This window comes from Paraburkholderia gardini (assembly GCF_907164545.1).
GTDB lineage: Bacteria > Pseudomonadota > Gammaproteobacteria > Burkholderiales > Burkholderiaceae > Paraburkholderia > Paraburkholderia gardini.
In genome coordinates this window covers 53,313-70,435 of the sequence record NZ_CAJQZB010000013.1, presented here as the reverse complement: position 1 = coordinate 70,435, position 17,123 = coordinate 53,313, and the positions used below count along the sequence as shown (strand labels likewise).

Sequence of the window (17,123 nt, the reverse complement as noted above, 5' to 3'; positions counted from 1 at the left end):
AGTTCGGCGACTCGCGGTTATGGGAGCGCTATCAATGAATACGATTATATGCCTGTCATACAATCTGGCAAGACGTTATTGGTCTCCGTCGAGTGTTTCTTCGCGATGTGGCGCGTCAGGGATATCCCGGCCGCCGGTCCTTTCATTCAGGTCGCAAGCCAGCCGCCCTCGAGCGGCAACATCGCCCCCGTTATTTCGCCGGCCGCGGCGCCGCACATGAACACCACGAGTTCAGCGATATGCGCGGCTTCGACGAAGCGCCCCGTGGGTTGTTTGCCGGCGAGAAATGCCTTGATTGCGGGCTCGCGATCCAGCCCTCTGGCTTCCATTAGTGACTGAATGCGGTCCTCGCTGGTCGGCGTGTGAACCGCACCGGGGCAAATCGCATTGCAGGTGATGCCCTGCCCCAACGTTTCGGCGGCTACCGCGCGTGTCAGGCCCAGCAGAGCGGATTTGGTGGTCACGTAGTCCACGCGGTTCGCCGTGCCACGCACGCCATAGACCGAGGTCATGTTAAAGATGCGTCCCCAGCCGCGCTCGCGCATGCCCGGCAGCGCGAGGCGGATCGCATGGAACGCGGCGCTCAGGTTCACCGCGAGCGCGCGGTCCCACATGTCGGCGGGAAACGATTCAATCGGCGCGAAATGCCGGACCACCGCGTTATTGATCAACACGTCGATCGGGCCAACGCGCTGGATCGTATCGAAGACAAGCTGTTCGACCGCGCGCGCCCCGGCAAGGTCCGCCTGCAGATAGTGCGTCTGCTGTCCATGACGCGCTTCGAACGCGGCTCGCGCCGACTCCACGTCGGATGACGGTTCGAGCCCGTGCAACACGACGTGATATCCGGCGCGCGCAAGCGCATCGGCCATCGCAAAGCCCAGTCCGTGCGAGGAACCTGTAACGAGCGCGGTCTTTCCCTTCATTCTGCAATTTTCCCTGTTGACTGACGCCGCCCTGAAAAAGGGCGCTGGCGGTTGACGGTCTTGCCGCGATCGCCTCTGCGCATCGCGCGCTTTCGCGGAAAGTCTCTCACGTTATCTATGATAGCGCTAACTTATCTGAAAAGACTAGCGGCTGCAACATAGGTAGTTGCGAGAACCAGGAGATAGCAAGGAGGGAAAGCGGAATCTGACGGGGGCCGGACGATCGCCAGCGACGACGGATGCGCAGCGCGCGGATCGTCCAGTCGGCAAGTGACGGCAATGGACGACGCCGTCGGTACGAAATGGGGGATGGAAACAGCTGACGCGCCGCACCCGTTCCTGCCAGGCGCGTCTCAGGTGCTTTCGCGCTGGATGATTTCGAAGCCCAGATCGAGCCGGCCCGGCATGACAGGTCCGTCGTTGCGCAGCCGTTGCAGTACTGCTTCGGCGCTGCGTCGGCCGATTTCGAGGCGCGGCAGGTTCAGACAGGTCAGCCGCGGCACCGTATGCCGGAGAATGTCGAGATCGTCGAAGCCGGCAATCGCGATGCGCTCCGGCACCTTCCAGTTGCGCCGCTGTGCTTCGAACAGTGCGCCGACGGCCAGCACGTCGCCGGCGAAGAAGATCGCGTCGACTTCCGGCGCACGCTGCATCATGTCGGTCATCGCATGAGCGCCCGACGTGAGTCCTCCCTCCACCTCGCGCACCAATGCCGGGTTGCGCGCACGGCCGAGTGCGGTTAGCGCCGCGTTGTAACCTTTCAGGCGCTCTTTCGCGCGCAGGTTGTTGCGGGTCGCGAGGCAGACGAAACCGATCGACTTGTAGCCGCGGGCAGCCAGATAGAGCGTCATTTCCTTTGACGCATTGAAGTTCGAATAGCTGATCGCCATGTCGAGCGGGTTGTGCACGAGGTCGCCGGTTTCGATGATCGGGATGCCGGCCTGGCGAATGATCTGCACCGCGCGCGGTGTGTGGGCCGTGTTGTGCAGCACGAGTCCGCACACACGCTGCGCGAGAAACGCACCGATCAATGCCTCTTCTTCGTCGAGCGAATAGCCGCTGTCGGCCAGCAGCAGATGCATGCCCGCTGCACGCAGCACATCGGAGCTGCCCTGGATCGTGTGGGAATACAGCGAATTCTGGATACTCGGCACGATCTGCCCGACCACGTTGGAGCGCGCGGATGCGAGATTGGACGCGATGTGATTCGGCACGTAGCCAATTCGCCGGACCGTGTCCAGCACAAGCTTGCGGGTTTCTTCCGAAAGCTTCGACGGCTCATTCAGGGCGCGCGACACGGTCATTAACGATACGTTCGCCGCATTCGCGACGTCGATCATCCGCACGGCCTGCCCGCCCGTACGCGTCTTGCCTTCGGTTAGTACGATTTTCCCGTCGGCGGCGGGCGCCCCACGCTTTTTCACTCGTCTATCCAGATGTTCAATTCGACGCTGGATTGTAGCGCACGGCAATCGTGCACCAACCCACCTTCAGGCACGCAACACAAGGTGGAACTGCTTTGTTATGATAGCGCTCTCATACGTCATGAAAGGAGACAGCCAGATGACGACTGCACCCGAGAACTACAAGGTCTACGCGATCAAATACGCACATCACGACCGCCCGGCGCGAGATAACTTCATAGGCGGCGATCCGCACGACACGAACATGCCGCTCGACTACTTTGTCTGGGCGGTGGTCGGTGAAAGCCGCACGTTTCTTGTCGACACGGGCTTCGACGCGGAAGTCGGCGCGAAGCGCCGCCGCATCATCACGCGGACAGTGGAGGAAGGGCTGGGCAAGATCGGCATCCGTGCGGATTCCGTCGAAGACGTCATCATCACGCACATGCATTACGACCATGCCGGTAACCGCTCGCTGTTTCCCAAAGCGCGCTATCACGTGCAGGATCGCGAGATGGCATATTGCACCGGCCGCTGCATGTGCCACGGCGCGTTAAACCACCCATTCGACGCGGAAGACGTCAAATCGATGGTTGGGCGGATTTTCGAAGGCCGCGTGCAGTTCCATGACGGCACGTCGCCTCTGACGCCGGGTCTGAGCGTGCATCGGGTCGGCGGCCACACAAACGGCTTGCAGGTCGTGCGTGTGCACACTGAGCGCGGCTGGGTCGTGCTCGCGTCCGACGCATCGCATCTGTACGCGAACATGGAACAGAGCCGCCCGTTTCCAGCCGTGTACAACGTCGGGGACATGCTCGAAGGCTATGAGACGGTCTATCAGCTCGCCGATTCCGCCCAGCACGTCATTCCGGGTCACGATCCCGATGTACTCAGGCGCTTCCCTGCGCAAAGCAGGGAAACTGAAGACTGGATCGTGCGGCTGGACGGCACGCCGCGATAACAGGATGTGAGTCAACAGGCGATGCGCGCAGCAGGCGGATCGCCGTTTCGCTATTGCCACGGGCGCGCTGTTGCCCTGACGCCGCGTGGCATGACACGGCAGCCGTAACTGGACGAACATCACGGCCCGGGGCGGCAGTTCGCATCCGCTTTGATGACCACCAGAAAGTTCACCTTCCACTTTGTCCCTGCGAACAGCAGCCGGCTTCTGCCTCGGCTTCGCTGGCGCTATCCCGACCAGCTGGACATCCAGCGTTCATTTTTTGCCCTGCATGGGTTCATCTTTCACTTTAATAGTCATAATTGACCCCAGCGTAACAAACAGGGCAAATCGGGTTCGAACGCAAACCTGAAGAATCCGCGCCCACAACAAGAGAGCCCGATGGACGTTCTGGCCCGCATGCGCGGCTTTTCGCTACCGGTCACCGTCGAGGCGGGCATTTTCGTCATGGTCGCGACGACCGCGACGTTCGCGGCCAGCGATGCAACCGTCAAGGTGATCGGCACGGCAGTGCCGCTGCTGGCACTGCTGCTCGTGCGCTACTTCTTCCAGGCGCTCGTGCTCGGCGTGTGGCAGGCACGGCGCGGCGCCAGGCACTTTCGCAACACCGGCGAGCTGAAGCTGCAGTTTCTGCGCGCATTCCTGTTGCTGTCCAATTCGGCCTGCACGTTCGCCGGCCTGCGTTATCTGCCGCTGCCCGTCACGACCTCGCTCGCGATGATGGCGCCCCTCATCACCACCCTCCTCGCTGCAACCGTGCTCAACGAAGACGTGCCGCGAAGCAAGTGGGCGCTGGTCGTGGTGGGTTTCATCGGCATGCTGATGGTGGTGCGCCCCGGCGGCGGTCAATTCAGCTGGACCGTGATTTTTCCCATTGGCGCTGCGACAACCTTCGCCTGCTTTCAGGTCGCATCCAGCAAGCTATCGAAAAGCGGCGACCCTATCACCACGAATTTTCTGACGGCGCTCGTCGCCACCGTCACGCTTGCGCTTCTGCTCTGGGCAGATCAGGCGACGCTGCTTCCGGAAATGGGACGCGTCCGGACTGGAAGCTGGGTTCTCGTGCTGCTGATGGCATCGCTCGCGACGTTCGGGCACGTGCTGATGCTCCAGGCGCTGCGCCGCGCGCCGCTCGCGCTGCTCACGCCGTTTGGTTACGCGCAGCTCGCCTTCGCCACACTCTTCAGCTGGGCGCTGTTTAGCCAGATACCCGATCTGTGGACCGCGCTCGGCATGAGCGTGATCGCACTGGGCGGTATCGGCACTGTCCTTCTGCATTCACGCACCCGCGCAGCTTGAGACCGCAAGGTCCTGATCGAACGCGGTCCGTTTCCAGGCGTCGAGCGCACCGCACGGTGCTTTATCTCCGGTGATAACATCGAGCGCTTGCGTCACAGTAACGCACACCACCCTGCATACCATGCCCATTGCGGACCCGACGCCGCCGGCCGGTCCCTGAAACGAGCCCCATGTCACAACACACAAAAACCGTACGACCGCTGGTGATTGCCTCGGTGATGGCAACGATGGCGATGGTCGCGATCGAGGCCACCATCGTCTCCACCGTGATGCCGCAGATCGTGACCGAACTCGGCGGACTGCATCTGTACAGCTGGGTCTTCTCGTCGTTCCTGCTTGCGCAGACGGCGATGACCGTCGTGTTCGGCAAGCTTGCCGATCTGTACGGACGCAAGCCAGTCATGCTGACCGGCATCGCGATTTTCCTGGCGGGCTCGGTGCTGGCCGGCTTCGCGTGGTCGATGCCGGCGATGATCGCGTTTCGCCTGATTCAGGGTATCGGCGCCGGCGCCATGCAGCCCGTTGCGCTGACGATCGTCGGTGACCTGTATCCGGCGCGCGAGCGCGGCAAGATTCAGGGGTATCTCGCGAGCGTATGGGCGATCGCCGCCGTGATCGGGCCGATGCTCGGCGGCCTCATCATTCGCGAGCTCTCGTGGGCGTGGATTTTCTGGATCAACGTGCCGATCGGCATCCTGTCGGCAATCGGCTTTGTTCGCTATCTGCACGAACACGAGCGGCACGGCAAGCCCTCGATCGATATCGCGGGCGCGGCGCTGTTCACGCTCGCGATTGCCTCGCTCATGATGGCGCTGACCGGTTTCGGCACGTCGGGCTATTCGCGCGGCACGCTGGAACTGGCGGCGTTCGTCGTATGCGGGTTCCTCTTCGTCGTGCAGGAACGGCGCGCCGCCGACCCGATGATTTCATTCGCGCTGTGGAGCCACCGGCCGATCGCCGCGTGCAACGCCGCCACCGTGCTCTCGGGCATGGCATTGATGGGACTGACGACGTTTCTGCCGATGTACGTGCAGGGCGTGCTGCACCGCTCGCCGGTCATCGCGGGGCTTGCGCTGACGATGATGATGCTCGGCTGGCCGAGCGGCGCCACGCTCGCCGCGCGCACGTTTCACCGGGTCGGACTGCGCCCCACGCTGATCGCCGGCAGCGTGTTCCTGCCGCTTGGCGCCGTGTTCTTCACCACGCTGACACCCGGCAGCACGCCGGTTCTCGCGGGCATCGGTTCGCTGGTGATGGGGTTCGGAATGGGCATTGTGAGCGTCAGCTCGCTGATCCTGATCCAGGAAATCGTGACGCCGTCGGAGCGCGGCAGCGCAACGGCATCGAATCTCTTCTCGCGCAATCTGGGCAGCACGCTTGGCGCAGCGATGTTCGGCGCGGTGCTCAACTACGGGTTGAGCCACTCGGCGGGCACCGCCGCCGTCTCGTCCGACCAGTTGCGGCAACTCCTCGACTCGACCGCCGACACAATGCGCGACAACGCCGCCCGGCTGGTCCTGCACCAGTCGCTGCATCTCACGTTTGCGTCGATTCTCGTGATTTCGCTCGGCGTGATGATCTCGGTGACGATCGTGCCCGCGATCAAACTACGGGCAGCCCGCGAGGCGTCGACCAGTTGACGCCTTGCCCGCCGTCGCCGGTCGCCGGCCGCCCGTCGTCGTTCAGATGATGGCCGGCGTGGCGGGCGCCTGTGGCCGCTTCAACAGCGCGATCACGACGCCACGCGCGGCGGCGATCGCCGCCGCCTCGCTCTCGAAGATCGCGTTTTCCATGACCTGTTGCAGCGGCAGCACGTCGACCGGCGCAGCGTCGTTTTCCGTGGTGCTGATCGCGGCGAACGCGGCCCATCCGCCGTTATGGATGAACTGCCGCGCCGACAGTTCGAGCTGGTAACGTCCAAGCGTTTCTACACGCATCGAATCTCTCCTGACAGAGCCCGTCGTTGAAGCCCGCGAAGCCTTATGCGCCTGCCTGCGCCTGTGCCTTCGCTTCCAGTTCGGCGAGACGCTTGCGCAGACCGCGTTCCTCCTGGAAGCGGCTCGTTTCGTCGCGAATCACGGCGACGATGCCGGTCAGCGTCCTGTCCGGCGCATACAGCAGCGCGACGGTGAAGGCGATCGACAGTGCACGGCCGTCCTTGTGAACGGCGGGCACGCGCAGCACGTCGTTGCCGTAGCGCGTCTCGCCGGTTGCCATGGTTTTCTGGTAACCCTCCCAGTGACGTCCACGCAGACGCTCGGGAATGATCACATCGAGCGACTTGCCAAGCGCTTCTTCTTCAGTGAAGCCAAACATGCGCTGCGCCGCGGGATTCCACAGCGTGATGTTGCCGTCGGTGCCCGAAATGACGACCGCGTCTCCGATCGCCGTGACAAGTTGCTGATAATCGATGGCTGCCTGCATGGTTCGAGCGAATCTCCGTTGATGGCGAGCACGATGATCGCGCCCGCCAGTGTCATTGTGAAAACAGCGCCCACGGGGGCGCTGTTTCACTGACGTTTCGCACTTCAGCAAGCTGCGAACGTCACGTGCGACCCCTGTGGCGTAATCAGACCACCTTCGATTCTCGCAGATTATCGATCTGGCTCCGGTTGTAGCCGAGGCCCGCGAGCACTTCCTCGGTATGCTCGCCGAGCAGCGGCGACCCGGTGATTTCAGGCTTCATGTCCGAGAACTTGATCGGGCTGCCCACCGTCAGATAGCTGCCGCGCTCCTTGTGCTGCACTTCGGCGATCGTGCCGCTTGCGCGAAGCGACGGATCGTTCGCGAGTTCTTTCATCGTCAGAACCGGCGAGCACGGAATATCGAACTTGCGCAGGACGTCGACCGCTTCGAACTTCGTCTTGTCGGCAAGCCATTCCTCGATCGTCTTGAAGATTTCGAAGATGTGCGGCTGGCGCGCTTCAGCAGTCTTGTACGCCGGATCCTCGATCCATTCCGGCCGGCCGATTGCGCGGCAGATCGGCTCCCACGCATGGCCCTGCACCGTGAAGTAGATGTACGCGTTCGGGTCCGTTTCCCAGCCCTTGCACTTGAGCACCCAGCCCGGCTGGCCGCCGCCGCCGGCGTTGCCGCCACGCGGCACGACGTCGCTGAATTCACCGTGCGGATATTGCGGATACTCCTCGAGGTAGCCGACGCGATCGAGACGTTGCTGGTCGCGCAGCTTCACGCGGCACAGGTTCAGCACGCTGTCCTGCATCGAGACCGCGACCTTCTGGCCCTTGCCGGTCTTGTCGCGGCCGATCAGCGCGGTCAGGATGCCGATCGCGAGGTGCATGCCCGTGTTGCTGTCGCCGAGCGCCGCCGCGCTGATTGTCGGCGGACCGTCCCAGAAGCCCGTGGTCGATGCCGCGCCGCCCGCGCACTGCGCGACGTTTTCGTAAACCTTCAGGTCGTCGTAGTGGTGGCCGTCGCTGAAACCCTTCACCGAAGCAACGATCATCTTCGGATTCAGTTCGTTCAGCCGTTCCCACGAAAAACCCATCCGGTCGAGTGCGCCCGGGCCGAAGTTCTCAACCAGCACATCCGATTCGCGGATCAGCTTTTCGAGCACTTCCTTGCCTTCCGGCTTCTTGGTGTCGAGCGTCAGTGAACGCTTGTTGCTGTTCAGCATCGTGAAGTAAAGCGCGTCGACGCCCGGGATATCGCGCAACTGGCTACGCGTGACGTCGCCGGAACCAGGGCGTTCGACCTTGATTACGTCGGCGCCGAACCATGCCAGCATCTGCGTGCATGCCGGACCCGCCTGCACGTGAGTAAAGTCAATGATCTTGATGCCATCGAGGGGTTTGCTCACCTTTAAATCTCCTGATTGCCAAATGGATGTTATTTCTTCATTGCCGCGCTTTGCGGATTCAGATTCGTCAAACGACCGCTTTCGGTGCCGGCGGCTTCATCGATCACTGCGTTGATGAGCGTCGGCTTGCCTGATGCGATTGCTTCGAGCAGGGCCTTCGTCAATTCCTCGGGTGTCGTTGCGTGGTGTCCGATGCCGCCGAACGCCTCGATCATCCTGTCGTAGCGCGCACCCTTCACGAACACCGTCGGCGCGACGTCCTTGCCGCCCGTCGGGTTCACGTCGGTGCCGCGATACACGCCGTTGTTGTTGAAGACGATCGTGCAGACCGGCAGGTCGTAACGGCAGATGGTTTCGAGTTCCATGCCGCTAAAGCCGAACGCGCTGTCGCCTTCGATCGCGACGACCTGCTTGCCGCTCGTTACCGCCGCGCCGATCGCGAAGCCCATGCCGATGCCCATGATTCCCCATGTGCCCGAGTCGAAACGCTTGCGCGGCTCGTACATGTCGATGATGCTGCGGGCGTAGTCGAGCGTATTGGCGCCTTCGTTGACGACGTTGATGTCGGGACGCGTCTTCAGCACGTCGCGGATCGCGCGCAGTGCACTGTGAAAATTCATCGGCGACGGGTTCTTCGCCAGCGTCGCGGCCATCTTCGCGAGGTTGGTGCTCTTGCGCTCGGTGATCGCGCCGGTCCATTCCACGCCCGGCTTCGGGAAGCTCGCATCGATGCCCGCCACGAGCGCCGACACGCACGAACCGATATCGCCGATAACCGGTGCGGCGATCGCGACGTTGCTGTCGATTTCCGTCGGCGAGATGTCGATCTGGACGAACTGCTTCGGCGCACCCCAGGTCTTGCCCTTGCCGTGCGAGAGCAGCCAGTTCAGACGCGCGCCGATCAGCACGACGACGTCCGCTTCAGCCAGCACGAACGAGCGCGCTGCGGAAGCCGACTGTTCGTGCGTGTCGGGCAGCAGGCCCTTCGCCATCGACATCGGCAGATACGGAATGCCGGTCTTCTCGACAAACGCGCGAATTTCCGCGTCGGCCTGCGCGTAGGCGGCGCCCTTGCCGAGCAGGATCAGCGGACGCTTTGCGCCCTTCAGCAGATCGAGCGCGCGCTGTACCGATTCAGGCGCCGGCAACTGGCGCGGCGCTGCGTCGATCACGCGCACGAGCGATTTCTTTGCCTTCACGGCGTCCATCGTCTGCGCGAGCAGCCTGGCGGGCAGATCGAGATACACGCCGCCAGGACGGCCCGACACAGCCGCACGAATGGCGCGCGCGACGCCGATGCCGATGTCCTCGGCGTGCAGCACGCGATACGCGGCCTTCGCGTACGGCTTTGCTGCGTTCAGCTGGTCCATCTCTTCGTAATCGCCTTGCTGCAGATCGACGATCTCGCGTTCGCTCGAACCGCTGATGAGAATCATCGGGAAGCAGTTCGTGGTGGCATTGGCGAGTGCCGTGAGGCCGTTCAGGAAGCCCGGCGCCGACACCGTCAGGCAGATGCCCGGCTTCTTTGTCATATAGCCGGAGATGGCCGCCGCGTTGCCTGCGTGCTGCTCGTGGCGAAAGCCGATAAAGCGCATACCCTCGGCTTGCGCGAGGCGAGCGAGGTCGGTGATGGGAATGCCAACCAGACCGAAAATCGTATCGATGTCGTTTGCCTTCAGGGCATCGATGACGAGGTGAAAGCCGTCGGTTGTTTGCTGTGCACTTTCTGCAGCAGCGGTCCGCGGTTCAGTGGTCCCAACTACTTCTGCCATGACGTCTCCTCCTTGGCGGGGCGTGTGTGTTGCTTCGTGATATACAATATTCCAAACACAATATTAGTCAAGCGTGTTTTATCCGATGTGTTGTCATGCTGCTATGCAGCGTGAGCGAAGCAGGTGAATTGCCTCGTTTTTGCCGGATCGATTGCCGCGACGCATCAATGTTGTACAGGGCACCAATCCCGCCACGCAAAGCTTGCAGGCAGTTTCCAGTCTGGATTTCATGCTGTAAGCCATCGATCCCATCCCTCTCTTTTCAGCGCCGTTTTCCTTGCTGCCAGATGCAGGCAAACGATTTCCCCAGTTTCTAATTTGTCGTTTACACATTCTTTATTTTGTATATTACATACAAATATGTAGCTACGCCCCCCCGGATATCGGCTTGGCAGCTGCGTAGTTTCATAAACAAAAACTTATGATTATCGAAATAATCTTTAACTATCATCTATCGTTCTGACGCCCTACGCTGTATCTACGTTATCGATCACCGGAGAGACATCATGGGCAACGCACACATCCACGGACATCAAACGGAGCGCGAACAGGCGATCCGCACCCAGCTCTGCGCATACAACATGGCGTTCGCCGAACTGGGCCTGCGCTTTCGCTGGGACGTGCAGACGCTCGAATCGCTCGCAGCCATCGACGGCGAGCAGGCACGCATCGTCGCGTACATCGAGGCGCATCATCCGCATCTGCTGAACGCGTACAGCGCTGCGTTCCTGAGCGAAGCAATCCTCGCGAAGAAGACCGCGATCGCGCCCGAGGTGCTGCCCTCGCCTGTCGAAGCCAGCACAGGCGCGCAAACCGTTCAGCCGGCCTCGCAAGGCTTCTCGATCGCCGCGTACTGGTCGGGCGAACCGGATCTGCCCGCGCTCGCCGGCGCCTGAATTCGAGCTTTACGTTCCGTCTTGTGCCGCGCCCATGCGCGGCAAACTTTCCCGCCTTAACGTGTAAAACTCACCCCGCTGCCTGTGCAGCCGGGTGAGTTTTTTTACTGCACGACCTTCGTTGCCGGTTGCCGCGCGCCGGCCTGTCTGCCCATCCGTTCGCGACCGTATGTATCAGTGATGGCTCAGGCCCGAACTGGTCGCGACGCTGGCCGCATTCATCGCCGCGTTATCGCTCGATTCGATCCAGCGTCGACGCATCGGCGCAAGAATGAACTTCGCCGAGATGCCGGCCGCGATCGTGATGACCGCCGAGACGATGAACACCAGACTCCAGCCGCCCGTCGCCGACAGCACCGAGGCGATCGGCACGATCAGCGATGCCGTGCCCTTCGCCGTATACAACGTGCCCGCATTGGAGGCCGCGTATTTGCTGCCGAACGTGTCCGCGCAGATCGCCGGGAAAATCGAATAGATCTCGCCCCAGAACAGGAAGACCAGCGCGGCGAACGTCATGAACGCGTACGGGTTGCTGCCGTACTGCATCAGGCCGAGCAGCGCGAGCCCCTCACCGATGAAGATGAAAAACATCGTGTTCTCGCGACCGATCTTGTCGGAGATGAAACCGCATAAAGGACGCGTGAAGCCGTTGCAGATGCTGTCGACCGAGAGCGTCATCGTGAGCAGCGGCAGCGTCATGCCGAAGAAGTTCATCGGCAGTTTGGCGAGACCCCAGTCTTTCGCGATCGGGCCGATCTGCGCGGTGGCCATCAGGCCGCCCGCGGCCACCGCGACGAACGATGCGTAGATCACCCAGAACACCGGTGTCTTGATCATCTGGCCCGGCGTGTAATCGATCTTGCTCATCGCGAACTTCCGCTTCGCGGTGGACGCCGGACGCGGCGCCTGCTTGAGCAGCAGCAGCGCCAGCACGAAGATGCATACGCCCTGCAGGATGCCGAAGAACAGGAACGTATGTTCGTAGCCCGTGCGCGTGATCATGTTGGCGATCGGAATCACGGTGACCGCGGCGCCGGCGCCAAAACCCGCCGCCGTCAGTCCGGCCGCGAGCCCGCGCCGGTCCGGAAACAGTTTCAGCGCATTGCCGACGCATGTGCCATACACGCCGCCCGCGCCGAGACCCGCGAACACGGCCGCCACGTACAACTCGGGCAAGGTCGTTGCATACGAATTCATGATCCACGCGACGCCCGCGCACAGCGCGCCGACGGCGACCACCGGTCGTGGACCGAACCGGTCGACCAGCCAGCCCTCAACCGGCACGAGCCACGTCTCGGTGAGGATGAAAATCGAAAAGGCCAGCTGGATCGATGCCTGCCCCCAGTGGTGCCGCGCGTTCATCGGCCCGACGAACAGAGTCCATGCGTATTGAAGATTGGCAACGAGTGCCATGCACACAATGCCAATGACGAGTTGAGTCCACCGGTTCCCTATAAAAGAAGGGGCCGGCGGTTGCTGGGTAAGAACGTTCATGTGTCTTGTCTCCGTTATATTGATTGATGCCGGCGTCCTGCTTTGTGCGTTCTGATGCGCTGCATTGAGTCGTGCTGCGCCGGCTTATACGGAGTCATGCTAAGTACATTACACATCTACGAATAATCAAAATTCCTTATCATTTTCATTCGCTATTGCTTATGCATTGAATTTCGTCATTCAGGGTCACAAATCGCGCGCGCATGGCGAAAAGCCCGGTCGTTGGTAACGTCCCGGGCTTGTCGTTGACCGTCTTCCAGTCAGACGGTTTTTAAGTGTCGATCAGTCGAGAAAATCGCAGTTCGCCTCGACAAAAGCGGCGAGATCAAGTGAATGCTGACGTGTAAGTCGTTCGGCGAGCTCGGTATCGCGACATTCCAGCGCTTCAATAATGCGCAGATGATCGACAATTGAACGCGATGCACGATCGCTTTGCGAAATCGTCAACCGGCGAATGGCGCGCACGTGAATAAAGATATTTTTAATCGTGTCGAGAATGACCTGCGATTTCGACAGTTCGACAATGGCCTGGTGAAACGCAATGTTCGCGTCCGAGTAATCGGCGATGTGATCGGTGGGCGTCGTGTCGTGGAAATGATCGAACATGCGACGCAGCCGGGCGATTTCCAGATCGGTGGCATGCAGCGTGGCAAGACGCGCCGCCATGCTTTCGAGTGCCGCCCACATCTGGATCATCTCGACGATCTCGCGCTTGCTCTTGCGCACTATATAGATGCCGCGGCGCGGCACGGTGCGCAGAAACCCTTCCTGTTCGAGCCGCGTCATCGCTTCGCGAACCGGCGTGCGGCTCACCCCCAGCGACTCGCTCAACACACGGTCGTCGAGACGCACGTCTTCGCGCGTCTGATAGATGTCCGCATCGGCGATCGCCTGACGCAGCATCGCGTACGCGCGGTCACGCAGGCTCACGCTCGCGCCGATCGGCCGCAACGACAATGTCACCGGCGTTGCCGCTACTTCGGTGTGAAGTTCTGACAAGATGCGTCGCCTCCAGTTGGACTTTGCACGGCCGCGCGACCCAGTAGGGATGCGTCCGGCCATGTGCGAAGATCGCGAAGAAATACTGAATTTAGTATATCAGACGCCGATTGTGGACCGGATCGCGACATCGCGCACCCATTTTTGTGCGAATGCTGACGTTTTTCGGGTTTACGCGCGGGCGTCGTATTGCCATGCCGCACTGGGCGCTGATGCCGGATGGCGCGTTGTGCAGCACGACGTTCGACTACCGGCGGCTTTGACCGACACGCGCGCAAAAAAAAGAGCCGGGCGCGGACGCGTCGGCTCCAACACACACGCGGCGCTTCGGAATCCGCGCCACGCAACTACCCTGTTCACTCCTGTCGCGTGAGGCGCTGACTCATCCGTTCGCCTGCATCATCGACGACGCCCCGATTTGACCGCATGGATATATTCATAACAATACCAGGAACCAGGTATTCGCAACGCAGTGCCAACGCCCGATAGTCTCGACATGCGCATCCGCACACAACCCGAACCGGGCATCCCCGGGCCGATCCGGCCTGTTTCGGGTATGTTGCTGCGTGGGCCGCGATCCCGCCCGCAGTCGCGCAAACCCCCACCACACACGATCGAAACCACGACTTTTGCCCATGAGCCACGCTTTTCCCGATGTCAGCGAATCGATCCTCCCAAGCCCGCTGCTGGTCGTCGAAGACGAACCGTTGATGCAGGAGCGGATGCGCGGCATCCTCGCGACCCTCGGCTATACGGACGAAGCACTCATGTTTGCCGGCAGCATCGGCGCGGCGCAGGCGCTGCTCGCGGACCAGCCGTTCGCGATGGCGCTGATCGACGTCGGGCTGCCGGACGGCAACGGCATCGACCTGATCCGCTCGCTGCACGAGCGCGATCCGGCCATGCCGATTCTGGTAATCTCCGCGTGGAGCACCGAGCACATCATCGTGACCGCACTGCAGGCGGGCGCCACCGGTTATCTGCTCAAGGAACGCGACGACATCGAAATATCGCTCTCGGTTCGCAGCGCGTTGCGCGGCGGCGCACCGATCGATCCCTTCGTCGCCAGACGCATTCTCGACCTGGTCGGCACCGCAACGCCTTCGTCCACGCCGGAGGTCGTCACTGCGCCGCGCACCGTCACCGCCTCGCCGCTTAGCGCACGGGAAATCGAAATCCTGTCGCTGGTGGGCAAGGGGCTGACCAATCGGGAAATCGCCGGTTTGCTGTCCCTGTCGAGGTTGACGGTCGAATGTCACATCAAGAACATCTACAAGAAACTGGCGGTGAATTCGCGCACGCAGGCGGTCTTCGAAGCGCGCACGCATGGCTTGCTGCCCTGATCGCACGGCATGATTCACTCTGGCCGCTCGCGGCAACGTTCATCATGGCGTTCGCCCTGCTTCATGCAAACGCGGCAAACGCGCAGACATCGCCCTCTGTTGTAACGTTCACGCACATCGAGGCGGCACGCGCCGCGCAGCCGGCCGATACGCCGCCAGCCGCCGGATGGGTTGCCGTTTCGTTACCCGACGACTGGTCGCGGCGCTGGTCCGGCTTCGACGGCGACGTCTGGTACCGGCTCACATGGCAGCAGGCAGACACCACGCGGCCCGTCGCGCTGATGCTCGACTATCTGAACATGGCGGGCGCGGTCTGGCTGAACGGCACGCTGCTGATGCGCGACCCGCATCTCGTCGAACCGCTGACGCGCGCCTGGAACACCCCGCGCCACCAGTTGCTGCCACCGCCGCTGCTGCGCGAAGGGGCGAATACGCTGCTGATTCGCGTCGCGGGTCAGGCTGCGTATCAACCGGGCCTCGGGCCTGTTTCAATTGGCGACCCGGCGACGATCGCCGCGCGCTATGAAAGCGACTACCGGCTGCGTCACGATCTTCAGCTCTTCAGCCTTGCGGTCACCGCGACGCTGGGCTGCTTCTTTCTGTCGCTGTGGCTGATGCGCAGACAGGAAGCGCCATACGGCTGGTTCACGCTGATGTCGCTCGCGTGGGGGTGGGTCGCGCTCAATCAGGTGGCGACGACCCCCTGGCCGTTCGTGACGACCGACGGATGGGAAGCCGCGAATTCGATTGCACTGGTCGTCTACAGCACGTCGTTCACGATGTTCGTCATGCGGTTCTGCGAGCGGCGCCTGCCGCGCATCGAAGCCGTGCTCTGGATACTGGTCGCGTGCAGCACCATTGCCATGCTGATGACGCCGCACAGCCACATGAACGGCATGCGTGCGGCGCTGACCATCATGCAGGCCTGTTCCTACTTCGCAACCTGCTTCGCGTATCTGTTCTTCACGTGGCGAAGCCGCCGCACCGACCATCGCATCCTGTCGTTCTGTATCGCGATCTTTATCGCGGCCGGTACGCACGATCTGCTGACGTTCCTGGGCATCCTGAGCGACAACCGCTACTACACCGCGCTCACATCGCAGCTGCTGTCGATCGGCATGGCGCTGGTGCTGGCCTGGCGGTTCGTCGCGAATCTGCGCGGTATCGAGCAGTTCAACGACAGGCTCACGGTTCGTATCAAGGCCGCGTGCGCCGAACTCGAATCGACGTTACAGCGCCAGCACACGCTCGAAGTGACAAATGCGCGCCTCGGCGAGCGGCTCAATCTCGCGCACGATCTTCACGACGGTCTGGGCGGCACGCTGGTGAGCAGCATTGCAACGCTCGAGCGCGCGCCGCAGGACATCGCGCCGGAACAGTTTCTGTCGATCCTCAAGGAGTTGCGCGACGACCTGCGCATCATCATCGATACGGCGTCGAGCCATCAATCCGGAGAGTACGCGCTGGACGCGCAGATCGGGCCGCTACGGCACCGGCTGACGCGCCTCTTCGAATGCCATCGGATCGAATGCAACTGGAGCGTCAGCGGGCTCGAACAGTGTTATCTGCCGGCTTCGCACAGTCTCGACGTGATGCGCACGCTTCAGGAGGCGCTGACGAATGTGCTCAAGCATAGTCAGGCAAGCCGCGTCGACATCGATCTGCATGGCGACGATGCCGGCGTGCGGCTGGTGGTGAAGGACAATGGTGTGGGCTTCGATCCCCACGCACTGGCGGACCATCCGGGCACGGGCATGCGCAGCATGCGGGCCCGCACGCGACGGCTTGGCGGAACGCTGAACGTTCAGTCGGCCCAGGGCTCGACCGTACTGAGCGTGCATTTTCCGCGCGAAAAAGCGCGCTCGCAGGAAGACGACAGCGAAGCAGGCGCCGCACGAACCGATGGATCGAGCGCCACGCCTGCGCCCGCCGCCGAAACGACTGCGTCGTAACGAGCGCATCCCGGTTCGGCATGGCATAAGCGTTTGTTTTCTTTTTCTTCAGACTTTGTAGGGCGCGCGCACGCCGGGTTCGTCCGCGGGAAAAACCACTCATATCGCGCCAGTTCTTTTTTCGCTGCACCGACGCCACTGAGACAGTCGATCAGCATGTTCGTGTCGACGTTGTCGGCCTGCAAGGAAATCGCGGCACCCGGCACGCGCCTCGCTGATTTACTACACTTGAGCGCATCGATTGCCCAGGAAGGAGTC

The 17,123-nt window shown here is 61.9% G+C and carries 14 protein-coding genes; 6 read left to right on the top strand and 8 right to left on the bottom strand.

Features of this window, described 5'->3' with window-relative positions; all coding sequences use genetic code 11:
• Window positions 1–146 precede the first annotated feature (146 nt).
• Together LPA37_RS11790 and LPA37_RS11785 are read right to left on the bottom strand one after the other, a co-directional pair.
• The gene (locus tag LPA37_RS11790; protein WP_229012631.1) at window positions 147–926 is read right to left on the bottom strand and encodes an SDR family NAD(P)-dependent oxidoreductase; all 780 of its coding nucleotides are present in this window, start codon (window positions 924–926) and stop codon (window positions 147–149) included.
• Window positions 927–1,279: 353 nt separating this feature from the next.
• Window positions 1,280–2,350, bottom strand: coding sequence for a LacI family DNA-binding transcriptional regulator (locus tag LPA37_RS11785; RefSeq protein ID WP_228979611.1), 1,071 nt, complete (start codon window positions 2,348–2,350; stop codon window positions 1,280–1,282).
• 139 nt (window positions 2,351–2,489) lie between these two features.
• Here LPA37_RS11785 and LPA37_RS11780 point away from each other — a divergent pair, with 139 nt between their 5' ends.
• The 3 genes from LPA37_RS11780 (at window position 2,490) to LPA37_RS11770 (ending at window position 6,229) form a co-directional block, all read left to right on the top strand.
• Window positions 2,490–3,290 carry an N-acyl homoserine lactonase family protein gene (locus LPA37_RS11780; RefSeq protein ID WP_229012630.1) on the top strand — a complete coding sequence of 267 codons (801 nt, stop codon included), beginning with the start codon at window positions 2,490–2,492 and terminating at the stop codon, window positions 3,288–3,290.
• Window positions 3,291–3,671: 381 nt separating this feature from the next.
• On the top strand, window positions 3,672–4,589 hold the full coding sequence (locus LPA37_RS11775) for a DMT family transporter (protein ID WP_228979615.1): 918 nt from the start codon (window positions 3,672–3,674) through the stop codon (window positions 4,587–4,589).
• 170 nt (window positions 4,590–4,759) lie between these two features.
• The gene (locus LPA37_RS11770; RefSeq protein WP_228979617.1) at window positions 4,760–6,229 is read left to right on the top strand and encodes an MDR family MFS transporter; all 1,470 of its coding nucleotides are present in this window, start codon (window positions 4,760–4,762) and stop codon (window positions 6,227–6,229) included.
• Window positions 6,230–6,271: 42 nt separating this feature from the next.
• Here the strand turns inward: LPA37_RS11770 and LPA37_RS11765 are convergent, their stop codons facing one another.
• The 4 genes from LPA37_RS11765 to oxc form a co-directional block, all read right to left on the bottom strand.
• Window positions 6,272–6,526: a hypothetical protein gene (locus LPA37_RS11765; protein ID WP_229012629.1), complete on the bottom strand. Its 255-nt coding sequence runs from the start codon at window positions 6,524–6,526 to the stop codon at window positions 6,272–6,274.
• Window positions 6,527–6,569: 43 nt separating this feature from the next.
• The gene (locus LPA37_RS11760) at window positions 6,570–7,013 is read right to left on the bottom strand and encodes a PAS domain-containing protein (RefSeq protein ID WP_228979623.1); all 444 of its coding nucleotides are present in this window, start codon (window positions 7,011–7,013) and stop codon (window positions 6,570–6,572) included.
• A 145-nt stretch (window positions 7,014–7,158) separates the two neighbouring features.
• Entirely contained in the window at window positions 7,159–8,409 is a 1,251-nt protein-coding gene (frc, locus tag LPA37_RS11755; RefSeq protein WP_228979625.1) for a formyl-CoA transferase, read from the bottom strand.
• 29 nt (window positions 8,410–8,438) lie between these two features.
• Window positions 8,439–10,181: an oxalyl-CoA decarboxylase gene (gene oxc / locus LPA37_RS11750; RefSeq protein WP_228979626.1), complete on the bottom strand. Its 1,743-nt coding sequence runs from the start codon at window positions 10,179–10,181 to the stop codon at window positions 8,439–8,441.
• Window positions 10,182–10,687: 506 nt separating this feature from the next.
• Between oxc and LPA37_RS11745 the strand changes: the two genes are divergently transcribed.
• Window positions 10,688–11,077 (top strand): hypothetical protein, encoded by a 390-nt coding sequence (locus tag LPA37_RS11745; protein ID WP_228979627.1) that lies wholly within the window; start codon window positions 10,688–10,690, stop codon window positions 11,075–11,077.
• Between the two features lie 174 nt (window positions 11,078–11,251).
• On the opposite strand, the gene oxlT is transcribed toward LPA37_RS11745, so the two are convergent.
• Together oxlT and LPA37_RS11735 are read right to left on the bottom strand one after the other, a co-directional pair.
• On the bottom strand, window positions 11,252–12,571 hold the full coding sequence (gene oxlT, locus LPA37_RS11740) for an oxalate/formate MFS antiporter (RefSeq protein WP_229012628.1): 1,320 nt from the start codon (window positions 12,569–12,571) through the stop codon (window positions 11,252–11,254).
• A 282-nt stretch (window positions 12,572–12,853) separates the two neighbouring features.
• Complete coding sequence (locus LPA37_RS11735) at window positions 12,854–13,573, bottom strand: GntR family transcriptional regulator (RefSeq protein ID WP_228979748.1); 720 nt, start codon at window positions 13,571–13,573, stop codon at window positions 12,854–12,856.
• 632 nt (window positions 13,574–14,205) lie between these two features.
• Here LPA37_RS11735 and LPA37_RS11730 point away from each other — a divergent pair.
• Entirely contained in the window at window positions 14,206–14,913 is a 708-nt protein-coding gene (locus LPA37_RS11730) for a response regulator (RefSeq protein WP_229012627.1), read from the top strand.
• A 44-nt stretch (window positions 14,914–14,957) separates the two neighbouring features.
• Window positions 14,958–16,865, top strand: coding sequence for a sensor histidine kinase (locus LPA37_RS11725; RefSeq protein ID WP_229012626.1), 1,908 nt, complete (start codon window positions 14,958–14,960; stop codon window positions 16,863–16,865).
• The last annotated feature ends 258 nt before the right edge of the window (window positions 16,866–17,123 follow it).

Excerpts from the sequence above, each read along its gene's own strand:
- LPA37_RS11790 (WP_229012631.1), bottom strand. The coding sequence starts at position 926 with ATGAAGGGAAAGACCGCGCTCGTTACAGGTTCCTCGCACGGACTGGGC.
- LPA37_RS11780 (WP_229012630.1), top strand. The coding sequence starts at position 2,490 with ATGACGACTGCACCCGAGAACTACAAGGTCTACGCGATCAAATACGCA.
- LPA37_RS11775 (WP_228979615.1), top strand. The coding sequence starts at position 3,672 with ATGGACGTTCTGGCCCGCATGCGCGGCTTTTCGCTACCGGTCACCGTC.
- LPA37_RS11770 (WP_228979617.1), top strand. The coding sequence starts at position 4,760 with ATGTCACAACACACAAAAACCGTACGACCGCTGGTGATTGCCTCGGTG.
- LPA37_RS11765 (WP_229012629.1), bottom strand. The coding sequence starts at position 6,526 with ATGCGTGTAGAAACGCTTGGACGTTACCAGCTCGAACTGTCGGCGCGG.
- LPA37_RS11760 (WP_228979623.1), bottom strand. The coding sequence starts at position 7,013 with ATGCAGGCAGCCATCGATTATCAGCAACTTGTCACGGCGATCGGAGAC.
- oxc (WP_228979626.1), bottom strand. The coding sequence starts at position 10,181 with ATGGCAGAAGTAGTTGGGACCACTGAACCGCGGACCGCTGCTGCAGAA.
- LPA37_RS11745 (WP_228979627.1), top strand. The coding sequence starts at position 10,688 with ATGGGCAACGCACACATCCACGGACATCAAACGGAGCGCGAACAGGCG.
- oxlT (WP_229012628.1), bottom strand. The coding sequence starts at position 12,571 with ATGAACGTTCTTACCCAGCAACCGCCGGCCCCTTCTTTTATAGGGAAC.
- LPA37_RS11730 (WP_229012627.1), top strand. The coding sequence starts at position 14,206 with ATGAGCCACGCTTTTCCCGATGTCAGCGAATCGATCCTCCCAAGCCCG.
- LPA37_RS11725 (WP_229012626.1), top strand. The coding sequence starts at position 14,958 with ATGGCGTTCGCCCTGCTTCATGCAAACGCGGCAAACGCGCAGACATCG.